General features: G+C 56.3%; 11 protein-coding genes and 1 pseudogene. 1 reads left to right on the top strand and 11 read right to left on the bottom strand.

Going from position 1 to position 12,578, the window contains the following annotated elements:
• The 6 genes and pseudogenes from AACY09_RS20985 to AACY09_RS21010 form a co-directional block, all read right to left on the bottom strand.
• Window positions 1–205: pseudogene (locus tag AACY09_RS20985) on the bottom strand (C4-dicarboxylate ABC transporter); the annotation flags it as partial.
• Window positions 206–333: 128 nt separating this feature from the next.
• Window positions 334–1,320 carry a C4-dicarboxylate TRAP substrate-binding protein DctP gene (gene dctP, locus AACY09_RS20990; RefSeq protein WP_339490820.1) on the bottom strand — a complete coding sequence of 329 codons (987 nt, stop codon included), beginning with the start codon at window positions 1,318–1,320 and terminating at the stop codon, window positions 334–336.
• A 335-nt stretch (window positions 1,321–1,655) separates the two neighbouring features.
• The gene (locus AACY09_RS20995; RefSeq protein WP_339490821.1) at window positions 1,656–3,041 is read right to left on the bottom strand and encodes a sigma-54-dependent transcriptional regulator; all 1,386 of its coding nucleotides are present in this window, start codon (window positions 3,039–3,041) and stop codon (window positions 1,656–1,658) included.
• Window positions 3,042–3,110: 69 nt separating this feature from the next.
• Window positions 3,111–4,934, bottom strand: coding sequence for a sensor histidine kinase (locus AACY09_RS21000; protein ID WP_339490823.1), 1,824 nt, complete (start codon window positions 4,932–4,934; stop codon window positions 3,111–3,113).
• 75 nt (window positions 4,935–5,009) lie between these two features.
• The gene (gene yghU / locus AACY09_RS21005; protein ID WP_339490825.1) at window positions 5,010–5,861 is read right to left on the bottom strand and encodes a glutathione-dependent disulfide-bond oxidoreductase; all 852 of its coding nucleotides are present in this window, start codon (window positions 5,859–5,861) and stop codon (window positions 5,010–5,012) included.
• 49 nt (window positions 5,862–5,910) lie between these two features.
• Window positions 5,911–6,594: a haloacid dehalogenase type II gene (locus AACY09_RS21010; protein ID WP_339490827.1), complete on the bottom strand. Its 684-nt coding sequence runs from the start codon at window positions 6,592–6,594 to the stop codon at window positions 5,911–5,913.
• Window positions 6,595–6,727: 133 nt separating this feature from the next.
• Here AACY09_RS21010 and AACY09_RS21015 point away from each other — a divergent pair, with 133 nt between their 5' ends.
• Window positions 6,728–7,327, top strand: a complete 600-nt coding sequence (locus AACY09_RS21015) for a TetR/AcrR family transcriptional regulator (protein WP_339490828.1) — start codon at window positions 6,728–6,730, stop codon at window positions 7,325–7,327.
• Between the two features lie 34 nt (window positions 7,328–7,361).
• Here the strand turns inward: AACY09_RS21015 and AACY09_RS21020 are convergent, their stop codons facing one another.
• The 5 genes from AACY09_RS21020 to AACY09_RS21040 form a co-directional block, all read right to left on the bottom strand.
• Complete coding sequence (locus AACY09_RS21020; protein WP_339490829.1) at window positions 7,362–8,450, bottom strand: DmpA family aminopeptidase; 1,089 nt, start codon at window positions 8,448–8,450, stop codon at window positions 7,362–7,364.
• A complete protein-coding gene (locus AACY09_RS21025; protein ID WP_339490830.1) occupies window positions 8,443–9,303 on the bottom strand; it encodes an ABC transporter permease in 861 nt (286 codons plus the stop codon). Before AACY09_RS21025 ends, AACY09_RS21020 begins: the two co-directional genes overlap by 8 nt.
• On the bottom strand, window positions 9,300–10,190 hold the full coding sequence (locus AACY09_RS21030; RefSeq protein WP_339490831.1) for an ABC transporter permease: 891 nt from the start codon (window positions 10,188–10,190) through the stop codon (window positions 9,300–9,302). Before AACY09_RS21030 ends, AACY09_RS21025 begins: the two co-directional genes overlap by 4 nt.
• On the bottom strand, window positions 10,187–11,305 hold the full coding sequence (locus tag AACY09_RS21035) for an ABC transporter ATP-binding protein (RefSeq protein WP_339490832.1): 1,119 nt from the start codon (window positions 11,303–11,305) through the stop codon (window positions 10,187–10,189). The genes AACY09_RS21030 and AACY09_RS21035 overlap by 4 nt, the downstream gene beginning before the upstream one ends.
• Before the next feature lie 68 nt (window positions 11,306–11,373).
• Window positions 11,374–12,411 (bottom strand): polyamine ABC transporter substrate-binding protein, encoded by a 1,038-nt coding sequence (locus AACY09_RS21040; RefSeq protein ID WP_339490833.1) that lies wholly within the window; start codon window positions 12,409–12,411, stop codon window positions 11,374–11,376.
• Window positions 12,412–12,578: the final 167 nt, after the last annotated feature.

Here is a 12,578-nt window from a genome sequence, read left to right on the forward strand (position 1 = left end):
TCATGGACTGGGCCATGTCGAGAATGTGATCACCGATCCAGAACAACGTCTCGCTCCCGCCTTCCCAGTGGTCTGCCCAGCTGTAGAAGAAGGTGTAGAGGTTGTTGAGGATTACGTAGGTAAAGGTAACTAGCGTCATCGCCCCTAATAGAAAGGCGATAAAGCCTTCTTCAAAGTGGTCCCAAACGCGCCGCAAGGCGTTCATCAATAAGATCTCCAAAGGTGAGGGGCGAAGACCGTGGTGACCGCGGTCTTGCGTAAAACCCCGGTAGCGCATGCCCGTTGAGCAGTGCGCTACCGGGTTCCGAGCCGCAGGGCGGCTAAGTCACCTTATTAGTTGGATGCTTCAGCGGCTTTGATCAGGTCAGCGCCGATGTCGCCTTCAAACTTCTTCCAGACAGGCTTCATAGCATCGCGCCACTCAGCACGTTGCTCTGGAGTCAGAGTGATGATTTCGCTGGTTTTAGCGTCGATGATACGCTGCTTGTCACCCTCGTTGAGGACTTCAGCTTGCTTGTTCACTTCCGCTGTTACTTCAACCAGGATTTTATCCAGCTCGGTGCGGACGTCGTCCGGCAGGCCGTTCCAGAACTTGGTGTTGGTGATCAGCATGTAGTCCAGTACACCGTGGTTGGATTCGGTGATGTACTTTTGAACTTCGTTGAACTTCTGGCTGTAGATGTTCGAGTACGGGTTTTCCGCACCGTTTACAACGCCAGTTTGCAGGCCTTGGTAAACCTCGGCAAAGCTCATTTTACGTGGGTTGGCACGTACGGCTTTGAATTGCTCTTCGAGCACAGCAGATGCCTGTACACGGAACTTCAAGCCGCGAGCGTCTTTTGGTTCGTGCAGTGGCTTGTTAGCCGACAGCTGCTTCATGCCGTTGTGCCAGTAGCCCAGGCCGGTGATGTTTTTCGATTCCATCGAAGTCAGCAGTTCCTGGCCTTGCGGGCTTTGCTGGAACTTGTCGACTGCGTGAATATCGTTGAACAGGAATGGCAGATCGAAAATCTGCAGTTTTTTGGTGTATTGCTCGAACTTGGCCAGCGATGGAGCGATCAACTGCACGTCACCGAGCAGCAGAGCTTCCATTTCTTTGCCGTCACCGAAGAGTGATGAGTTCGGGTAAACCTCTACCTTTACTTTGCCTGGCAGACGTTCTTCAACCAGTTTCTTGAACAGGTTGGCGCCTTGGCCTTTGGGCGTGTTGTCGGCTACGACGTGGGAGAATTTGATCACGATCGGGTCGGCCGCTTGGGCCATACCGGCGATGCTCAGCGACAGGGCACATGCGAGCGCCTTGGCAGTCATTTTGAACATGCGAATACTTCCTCTTGTTGTGTTTATAGCGTTGAGCGCTCTAGCGCAAAAAACGGGCGAACAACAACAAGTCTAGGCTGCTTGTCAGAAAATGACGGGCGCATGGCAGAGATTACCTGGCTTGTATTTGTTGTATCGCCTGCAAAGAATAGAGCAACGCTCATGCCAGAGTGTTGTTTGTGCGAAAAACAGCCATCCAATTTTCAGTTTTTGTCACGAACTGCCCGTTTTTAAGGGCTTGCACGGAATGCTGCAGTATAAGGGTGAATTTATTGCTGTGCATTTCATGCATAGAAGCAAATGGTTATTTACGGGTTCTGGCGGTTTTCCGCCAGTTACTCAGGGTTATCTGGCGAGCTTTCGCCAGTGTCCGCGAAACTCAGCCCGTGCTTGCGCAATTTGTCATGCAGGGTTTTGCGTGGCACACCCAAGGCTTCGGCGAGGCTGCGCATTGAACTGTGGGAACGGTTGAGTTCGGCGGCGATGATTGAGCGTTCAAAGCGCTCCACCTGTTCACTCAGCGAATCACCTTGCACGCCCAGTGCTGGCGGCTCATCGAGCACCTGTTCAAGTCCAAGGCCGAGGCCGAGGGCAAAGCGCTCGGCAGCGTTCTGCAGTTCGCGCACGTTACCCGGCCAGGTGTGACGGAGTAACTGTGCAGACTGTGCTGGCTGCAGTATCCGATTGGGCAGTGAATGGCGTGCGCTGGCGTTATCGGCAAAATGCTGGAACAGTAACAAGGTATCGTCGGCACGTTCGCGCAATGGCGGAATGCTCAACGGCGCTACGTTAAGGCGGTAGTAAAGGTCGGCGCGGAAGCGGCCGTGGTCGGCAGCCTGACGCAGGTCTTCCTTAGTGGCCGCGATGATGCGGATGTCCAGCGGGATTAGCTGATTGCCCCCCAGGCGTTCGACCACGCGCTCTTGCAGCAGTCGCAGAAGTTTGACCTGCACATCCAGGCTCATGCTTTCGATTTCATCGAGAAACAGGGTGCCGCCATTGGCAAACTCAAACTTGCCGATGCGGCGTTTTTGCGCGCCAGTGAAGGCGCCGGGCTCGTGGCCAAACAGCTCGCTTTCGACCACCGATTCGGCGAGTGCCCCGGCGTTGATCGCCACAAATGGCCCATCGCGACGATTCGACAGGTCATGCAGGGCGCGTGCGACCACCTCTTTGCCGGCGCCGGTTTCACCCAAAATCAATACATCAGTGCTGATGCTGGCGAGCGCACCGATCTGTTCACGCAGGCGTTGCATGGCCGGTGATTGACCGACTAGGCGTGCAGTCAACTGGTGCTGGTCGGTCAGTGCCAGCCGTAGACTGCGGTTATCCAGCACCAAGCGGCGCAGAGCCAACGCCCGGCGCACACTGTCGAGCAGGTCCTCACTGGCGAAGGGTTTTTCCAGAAAGTCATAAGCGCCCGCGCGCATGGCTTGAACCGCGAGCGGCACATCACCATGGCCTGTGATCAACAAAATAGGCAGCTCTGAGTCTTGCTCTTGCAACTGCTTGAGCAGTTGCAAGCCGTCGATGCCGGGCATGCGGATGTCACTGACCACAACGCCCGGCCAATCGCGGGCTATGTGCGTGGCGATGTCTTGCGCATTAGCCAGGCTGGTGACCTGCAAGCCCGCGAGATCAAGAGTCTGGCTTAGGGCTTGGCGCAGATGAGGATCGTCATCAATCAGCAAAACCTGAGTACGGGCGTCGAGGGTGGTCATGGAGCAAAACCTCAGGGTTGGTCATTATCGACTTGTAATAACAGGCAGACAAAAAATCTTAAAAAGTCTTCAGCTTTCGTTATCGGGCTGATGCGGTCTGTTCATCGTGCTACCACTGCGCAGCAGGTGCAGGGTCAGCACGGCGCCGCCATCTTTATGATTGGCCAAGCGTAACTCACCACCCAGGGCGCGGATTAGGGTTTCGCAAATGGCTAAACCCAGACCTAGGCCCTGGGCGCTGGTCTTGGTGGTGAAAAATGGCTCCAGTGCCCGCTGCAGAGACTCTTCGCTAAAACCGGGGCCATTATCACGCAAGTGTAGGTCCAGGGTCGTTTCGGTTATTTCGGCGCTGATCCAGATGCGCCGCGGTTGTGGGCGCTCACTCAAGGCATCCAAGGCGTTAGCCAGCAAGTTACCGAGCAGTTGACGCAGGCGGGTTTCGCCAGCCTGCACCCACAGTGTTGCGTCGGGCAGGTCGCGAATCAGTTCTACATCCATGGCTCTGCGTCGTTTGGCGAGCAAGGCAAGTGCGTCATCGATTGCCGGTTGCAGGGCTACTGTTTCCGGCGCATGCCGGTCGCGTCGAGCGAAGGCGCGTAAGTGCGCGATGATCGAGGCCATACGCTCAGTCAGCTGGCTGATCAGCTTGAGATTGTGCCGGGCGTCATCGTTGCGCTGGTGATCAAGCAATACCCCGGCATTTTCTGCGTAGCTGCGGATAGCCGCGAGCGGCTGGTTGAGTTCATGGCTGATACTCGCCGACATGGTGCCAAGGGCCGATAACTTACTGGCCTGAACCAGTTCATCTTGGGCCCGTACCAATTCTTGCTGGGCGTGTTCACGCTCAAGTACTTCGAGGCGCAGGCGGCTGTTCAGTTGCTCAAGGTCTTGGGTGCGCTCGAGTACGCGTTGCTCTAACTGCTGGCGCGCGTGGGCGTCGAGTGCAATACGCTCCAGGTAGTGGCGACGCCGTTGGATCAGCAGGCCGAGCAGTAATATCAGCATCAGCAGTGCGGCGCCACCGACCGCAACCGCGCTCCGTACCGGGCGGTCGAGGAGGGCGCGGGGGGCAAGAATGCTGACAGTCCAACCGATATTGTCGAGGACGCGCGATTGCTGCATCCAGGCGTCTGGCTGGAGGTTCAGCGGTGGCGGAGACTGGATCTGGTAGGGCTGGGTGTCGGCAATTGCTGCGCGCTCGGCATTATCCAGCGTCCGCGTTGAGTGAAACCGCCAGCCCGGATGCGAAGTCAGAATCACCACGCCATAATTGTCCGTCACCAGCAAGCGCTCCGGGCGATCGCCCCAGAGTGTTTCGGTGTGGTCAAGATCGACCTTCACTACCAATACGCCAATGACTCCGGTTGCATCACGCACGGCAGCCGCGAAGAAGTAACCGCGCTTACCGGAGGTGGTGCCTAAGCCAAAGAAGCGTCCCGGACGGCCCTGCAAGGCTTCACGGAAGTAGGGTCGATACGAGAAGTTACGGTCGACAAAGGAGTCATCTTGTTGCCAGTTGGAAGCGGCCAGGGTTTGACCGTTGGGCGCCATCAGGTAAATAACATCGGCGCCGGTTTGTTCCTTCAAATCGTTGAGCAAACGGTTGGCACTGTCACGCTTGATCGCCGAGTCGCTCTGGGCCAAGAGTTGGCGCAAAGTGGGTAGCTGGCCGAGAATCGGCGGCAATACTTCATAGCGGCTGAGGGTGCCCAGAAGGTTGGCAACGTAGAGGTCGAGAATCTGCTGGCGTTGATCAGACAGCTGTTGGCGGTAATAACGCTCGATGACAATTTGCAGCGGCCACAGTAACGGCGCGAGCATAAGCCCGAGCAGAACTAGGCTGCGCCAACGCAGGCGGCGGGGAACAGTTGGATGTGAAGGGGTTAGACTCATGCTGCGCATTATGCACAGAGCGCATTAAAAGCGCTTGCTCAGGCAAGTATTTCTGCCTGCCTGAGCCGCCTGTGGTCAAGCGATGTTATCGAAGTCGCTGGCGTCGTGACGCTCGCGCAGTTGCTCCGCTGGCTCACCCCACGTGCGATTAACCATACGGCCGCGTTTTACCGCCGGGCGGCTGGCAATCTCTTTGGCCCAGCGTTGCAGATTGGTATAGCTCTTGACGTCCAAGAACTCAGCCGCTTCGTATAGCCCGCCCAACGCCAGCACGCCGTACCACGGCCAAATGGCAATATCGGCAATGCTGTATTGCTCGCCAGCGATATAGCGGTTATTGGCAAGTTGCCGGTCAAGTACATCGAGCTCGCGTTTAACTTCCATGGCAAAGCGGTCGATGGGGTACTCAAGTTTGCTTGGCGCATAGGCATAGAAGTGGCCAAATCCGCCGCCCAGATAAGGCGCGCTGCCCATCTGCCAAAATAACCAATTGAGCGCTTCTGTACGGCTTTTCGACTCGGCTGGCAGCAAGGCACCAAATTTTTCCGCCAGGTGCAGCAGAATAGAACCCGACTCGAACAGGCGGATTGAGGTGGCGTCGCTGTGATCCATCAATGCCGGAATTTTCGAGTTAGGGTTGACCTCGACAAAGCCGCTGGAGAACTGGTCACCTTCTGAAATGTCGATCAGCCAGGCGTCGTATTCAGCACCTGAGTGACCCAGGGCCAAGAGTTCTTCAAACATCACTGTAACTTTCACACCATTGGGTGTGGCCAGTGAGTAGAGTTGAAAGGGGTGCTTGCCGACGGGTAGAACCTTGTCGTGAGTCGGTCCGGAAATAGGTCGGTTGATGCTCGCGAACTTGCCGCCACTTTCTTTATCCCAAGTCCAAACAGCAGGTGGGGTGTAAGCAGAGTTATCTTCCATTACGGGTTCCTCTTTTGCGCAGTAAGTTGAGAGCAGGCGCTCGATTCAATCAGCCTGCCTGAGTAATAATTTGCTCGGCCAGTTCGCTTAATTGACCCGCGCTAAAGTCGGGCTCGGGCACGCCGTCCGCTGGCAGCATCGCATTGTGCGGACGCTTGAGCAGGGCACCTTTGCAGCCCGCAGCTTGTGCACCAATGGTGTCCCAAAGATGACACGCGACCATGATCAACGCGCTGGGCTCTACCTGCATCTGATCGGCCACCAGTTGGTAGGTTTCCGGGGCGGGTTTGAATTTTTTTACTGCTTCAACGCTGAACGACTGTTCAAAGAACTCGCTCAGGCCGGCCAGTTCCAGGGCTGTAGGTGAAGGACTGCTGGCTGAGTTGGTCAGCGTTACCAGGCGAAAGCCGGCTTCGCGCAACCGCATCAGAGCCGGCGCCACATCGGCATGGGCTGGCATGGTGCTCAGGCGATGTTTCAGTTCACCAGTGTCGGCGTCGCTGATGGTTTTGCCATAAATCAGTCCAAGCATCTGTAACGCGCCAGCACCCAACTCGCTGAAAGGTTGGTAGAGGCCGCTGAGGGTCATGGTTTGTGAGTACAGAACTAGCTGGGCAAACCATTCACGCAGCACGGCTTTGTCATTGAATATGCGCTCGAACAGTGGCTCCAGGGTGGTGATATCCAGCAGTGTTTCGTTCACATCAAAGACGATGATGGGTTTCTCAGGCATTGGGAGTCCTCCTGCTGAATCCTTCTTGAAGGATCGTTCAAATATAGGTCCACGGTAATTGAGAGCTTGCCCTCGTTCAAGCTATAATTGAACGATTGCTCAAAATCAGTTTTCTCGAATTCCAAGGACCATCATGCCCCGTGCTGCCCGTTTTGATCGTCAAGTCGCCCTGGATCGTGCTGTTGAGCTGTTCTGGTCGCGCGGCTATTACGCATCATCGATGAAGCACATTGAACAGGCCCTGGATATGCGTCCAGGCAGCCTCTACGCGACCTTCGGCAGTAAGAGCGGTCTGTTTATCGAGGCACTGGATGCCTATGTCGCGCGCACCGGTGACAACTTTCATATGATGCTCGATTGCTCGCCGACTGTTCTTGATGGGTTAGCGGGCTATTTGCGCTCCGTTGTGCGCTCCTGCGATGGCAGCTCTGAGGCGCCAGCACAGGCCTGCATGCTGGTTAAGACCTTGCTTGAAATCAATCCGGAAGATGCCGAACTCCTGGCCAAGGTCGACGCTGTTCTGGCGTTGGTCGAACAGAGGATTTGCACTGCACTGGAGCAAGCCAAGGCGGCGAACGAGTTGCGCCCTGATGTCGATTGCCCAAGGCTGGCACGGCTGCTGCAGGCACAGATTATTGGTTTGCGCGTGTTTGCCGAACGCGATGTACCCGACGCACAGATCAATCAGCTCGCCGATGACATGACGAGCATGCTTGATGCCTACCGGGTTTGAGCGGCGCACCTGGGTCAAGGACGGCCGCTTGGATTCAGGTTTTTGCTGCTTGCATCATTGCCATCAGGCGTTGGCCATCGATCGCCTGACATAGACCTTGAGGTTTTTGCATGGGCGCATCTTCAGCGGCGAGCATGGCATTGAGAATGGCTTCTTCGGTGGCTTGCACCGCCGCCAGGTAGATTGCATCGAAGCACTCATCATTGAGGTAATCGAAATTCAGTTTGGTCGGCGAAAGCTGCGGCAATGGCCGTGGATTCGCCACACTGAAGGCGAGAAAAATATCCCCCGAGTTATTGCCGCCAGGTGTGCCGCCAAGTGCGATACCAAGACCGGCGCGCTGCGCCAGGCGCTTTAACTGATGGGGCAGCAAAGGTGCATCGGTGGCAATCACCACGATGATTGAGCCACGCTCGCGTTCCAGCCCTTCTGGTACGGCATCATCCCAGCGTTCGCCGACGGGCGTACCGAGCACTTTGAACCATTTGCGCTGGCCGTGATTGGCTTGCACCAAAACGCCGAAGGTATAGGTCTGGCCGTCTATCTCAAGACAACGCGAGGCGGTGCCTGTACCGCCCTTGAATCCATAGCAGATCATGCCGTTGCCACCGCCGACATTGCCTTCAGCGATCGCCCCGCTTGCGGCAGCGTTGATCGCGGCGAGGGCATCACTTTCGCCCACATGCTGGCCATTGATGTCGTTGATCACACCGTCATAGGTTTCGGCTACGACCGGCATGGCCCACAAATGCTCGGCTTGCCAGGCATCGGCAAAATGATTGATGGTCCAGCGCGTTGCGGCATGGTGGACGATGCCGACGCTGTGCGAGTTGGTGATGCACATGGGCCCAACAAAGTAGCCGCCATGCTCGATCCAGTGGGTGCCGGTCATTTCGCCATTGCCGTTGAGCGCATGAAAGCCCGCCCAGACAGGCTGCGGATCGGACTCGAAGCCGCGAGGTAAAATGGCCGTGACGCCGGTTTTCACCTGCTTGCCGCTGGCCACCACAGCATTAATGGTTTGGTAGCCAACCTTCACCCCAGGTACATCGGTGATTGCATTGTTCAGGCCGGTTTTGCCGGGCATCGGTAAACCGAGTTCGCGGGCGCGGAGCTTAGCCATGAGCGTCTTCCTTGGTTGTCGCGGGTTGACGACTGCGCAGGTATAAACCGCCTGCAGCGATAATGAATGAGGCAACAAGTAGCAGGGTGGCGATGGCGTTAATCTCGGGTTTGATACCCCGGCGGATCATGCCGTAGATGTACACAGGCAGGGTTGTGGAGTCGACGCCGGAGATAAAGTAGGTAATTACCAGATCGTCCATCGAAATGATGAACGCCAGCAAAGCGCCGCCAATGACACCTGGCAGAATCAACGGCAGGGTGATGCGGCGAAACGTGTGCAATGGCGATGCGCCGAGGTCTGCGGAGGCCTCTTCGAGGCGGTTGTCCATGCCGGCCAGGCGTGCGCTCACTACCAGAAACACATAGCTGATAAGAAAGGTGCAGTGGCCGATGATAATTGAGGTTTTGCCCAACGGCATGCCGATCCCGACGAAGAAAATAAGCAGTGCAATGCCGAGCACAATGTCGGGCATCAGCATTGGCATAAACATCAGCACGCGGTAGAACCCTTGCAGACGAAAGCGATATCGCGCCAAGGCAAGAGCCATAAAGGTGCCAGCAATCGTTGAAATCGCAGTCGTGCTCATTGCGATGGCCAGGCTGGTGCGCAATGCCGCCAGCAACTGGTCGGTGGACTCAACGTACATCTTGCTTGAGCCGAGTTCGTTGGACAGCCCAAACAGCGAGCGGTACCAGTCGAGCGAGGCCCCGCTCCAGATCATCATATTGATTGGGTTGGAGTTAAACGAGTAGACCACGATCAAGCCGATCGGCAGGTACAGAAACACAAAGAAAGCCAGGCTATAGCCACCCAGCAGGCCACGACCTAAGCGCGCGAGAAGGGCATTCATTGTGCACCTGCCTTGTTCCGGTTTTGCGCAACCACGTTGAGGATCAGGCACACCAACACCGCGACCATCAACAGCATCGCCAGTGCCGCGCCAAAGGGCCAGTTGCGTGCGGCCAGAAACTGTTGTTCAACCAAACTGCCGATCATCAACACCTGTGCGCCGCCGAGTAATGACGGAACGATAAAGTTACCGAGGCTGGGGATAAATACGATGATCGAACCTGCCGCGATACCCGGCAGCGTCATCGGAAAAATGATTCTCCAGAAGCTCTGCCAACGGCTGGCCCCCAGGTCGGCTGAGGCTTCAAGTAAACGACGGTCTAGCTTCTCGACACTGGCGTAAACCGGCATAAACATAAACGGGATAAAAATGTAGGTCATGCCGATCAACACGGCAGTTTCGGTGTAGATCAGGTTGATCGGGGTATTGATGCCCAGCGCCAGTAGCGTGGTATTAATAAAGCCGCTCGGGCGTAAAATCAGCACCCAGGCATAGAGGCGCACAATCAAGCTGGTGAAAAACGGCAGGGTGATCAGGAACATGCAGAAGTTGCGCATCTTCTCAGGCTGGCGGGCGACCCAGAATGCAGCGGGATAGCACACCAACAGCGTCAGCACGACAGTGATTGCCGCGAGCTTGAACGAGCGCAGAATGATCTCCAGATAAACCGGGTCGAACTCTTCAAGAGTGCCATCGGCCCAACCGAGGACACGACCGAAGTTATCTGGGTAAAAACTCCACTCGACGCCGCCGTAGAGGCCGGGTTCAAGCAGGCTGTAGGTTGCCATAATCGCCAGCGGAGTGAGGAAGAACAGGCCAATCACGAATGTCGCAGGGCTCAGCAGACCAATCAATTGCAGGCGTCGACGACCGGCTAAGCTGCTCATGGCCTGGCCTCGTCAATCAGATGTACGGCGGTCAGTGCATAACTTAATTGCAGGCTACTGCCCGGTTGCAGGCGGTGCAGGTCATGGCGGCCTGTATCGCGAATAACAGCCTTGACCTGAGTGCCATGCGCGGTGCGCAGGCTCACTTCAAAGTCTTTGCCGATAAACAGGGTTTGTTCCACTCGGCCTTCCAGTTGAGCGCTATCTGCGCCGTGGCTGTCGAGCTGAAACTGCTCGGGACGTAACATCGCCTGTAGCTTTTGCCCCACCTGCAGTTGCCTGGCGGGTACTCGCAAAAGGTCACCTTGTTCGTTGCGTAGCTCAGCCATATCTGCACAGATCGCGCTGACGCTGACGTCAAACAGGTTGCTCTCACCAATAAAACCTGCAACGAAGGCGTTTGCCGGACGATCGTAAATCTCTGTAGGTGTGCCTATCTGCTGAATGTGGCCGCCATTGAGCACGACAATGCGGTCCGACATGGTCAGCGCTTCTTCTTGGTCGTGGGTGACGAAGACAAAGGCGATGCCCAGCTCATGCTGCAGCTTCTTTAATTCGCGCTGCATGCTTTGCCGTAGCTGGCGATCAAGGGCCGACAAAGGCTCATCGAGCAGCAGCAGCGCCGGGCGATCTACCAATGCCCGGGCCAGCGCCACGCGTTGTTGCTGACCACCAGAAAGTTGCCCTGGTTTGCGCCGTTCCAAGCCTCCAAGACCGACCAGCTCAAGTGCCTCAGCAGTTCGCCGGCGCCGCTCGGACTTGCCAACGCCCTGTACTTCGAGTGCGTAACCGACGTTGTCGCCCACGCTCATGTGCGGGAACAGCGCGTAGCTTTGGAACACGGTGTGCACCGGTCGCTGATGAGCTGGCACATTGTTCATGGGTTCGTTTTGGATCAGCAGTTCACCGCCGTCCAGTTGCTCAAACCCACTGATGGTGCGCAGCAAGGTGGTTTTGCCGCATCCCGAAGGGCCGAGTAGGGTCACGAACTCGTTGGCGCCGACACTCAGGTCAACGCCATCGAGTGCGCGAACCAAATGACCTTCAGGGGCACGGTAGTGCTTCACGGCGCCACGGATCTCGACGACCGGCGCAATACGGGTGTAAACGCTCATGGATAACTCCGTCCCGGCCTCATGGCCGGGATTCACAGCGGGCGATCAGGCAGTGGACAGCCCTGGACTTAGTTGGCAGTGCGTACTTTGGTCCAGGTGCGGTCGTACAATTTCAGGCCTTTGCCGATATCTTGAAAAATTTGCAGCTTGGCCATTACATCCGCTGGCGGGTTGATCTGCGGGTCCTCGCGCAACTCGGCCGGGAGCAGCTTGAGCGCCGCTTTGTTTGGCGTGCCATTGGTTTGCTGAGCAGTGTTGAGTGCGGCGATTTCAGGCTTCAGGAAGAATTCCATGAAGCGTTTGGCGTTAGCCTTGTTCGGCGCATTCTTGAGCACGCACATATCTTCTTGATATAGGGTCGCACCCCCTTTTGGAATCACGTAGGCGAGCTTGTCCGGCTCTTGTTTGACGTACATTTCAGCACCGACGAAATACTGCGCGGCCACCGCATCACCCGACTGAACCATGGGCACGCTGTCATAAGTGAAGGCGGAGATTAACGGTTTGCGCTCCAGCAACCAGTCAGCCGCCAGTTTCAGGTCGTCACGGTTGATGCTATTGACCGATTTACCGTTCTCGATCAGGCCAACGCCAAGGGTTTCGCGCATGTCGTCGAGCATGATGACCTTTTTGCCTGCCTTGGCTTCGGCGAAGAAGTCATCCCAGGTCTCGATCGGTTTGGACACTTTGGTTTTGTTGTAGAAGATACCGACTGTGCCCCATGCGTAGGGCATGCAGTACTCGCCCTTTGGATCGGATTTAGCACGCAGGAATTGCGGGTCGATATTGGCAAAAGCCGGGCTCTGGTTGATGTCGGTCTTTTCCAGCAGTCCCAGGGCAGCCATGCTGTCGTGCATGTGCACTGAAGGGAAGACTATGTCGTAACCACTGGCACCGGCTTGCAGCTTGGCAAGCATTTCTTCGTTGCTGCCATAGGTGTCGAGTGACACTTTGATTCCGGTTTCAGCAGTGAAGCGATTTAGTACTTCAGGGTTGATATAGTCGCCCCAGTTATACAAGTGGAGCTCTTCAGCTGCCTGCGCAGCATTGACGACGAGAAGTGCGCCGAGCGCGGCGCAGAGGGTGGTTTTACGCAGTGCGAGCATGTTCCTGTTCTCCGTTTTGGGTCGCGCTGATTGAGCTTGACCCTGTAATTGTTGTTGCGGCAGGAAAAGCGAGACGGGTTGGTAGCAGGGTGTTGCGTCTTGTTGAGCTGCGCAGACTTACCCATGAAGCTGTTGACCGGTGTCTCTTTGCGTTACGCCTTGAGAGT

The sequence above is a fragment of the Pseudomonas sp. EL_65y_Pfl2_R95 genome, from assembly GCF_963971045.1.
Taxonomy (GTDB): Bacteria; Pseudomonadota; Gammaproteobacteria; order Pseudomonadales; family Pseudomonadaceae; genus Aquipseudomonas.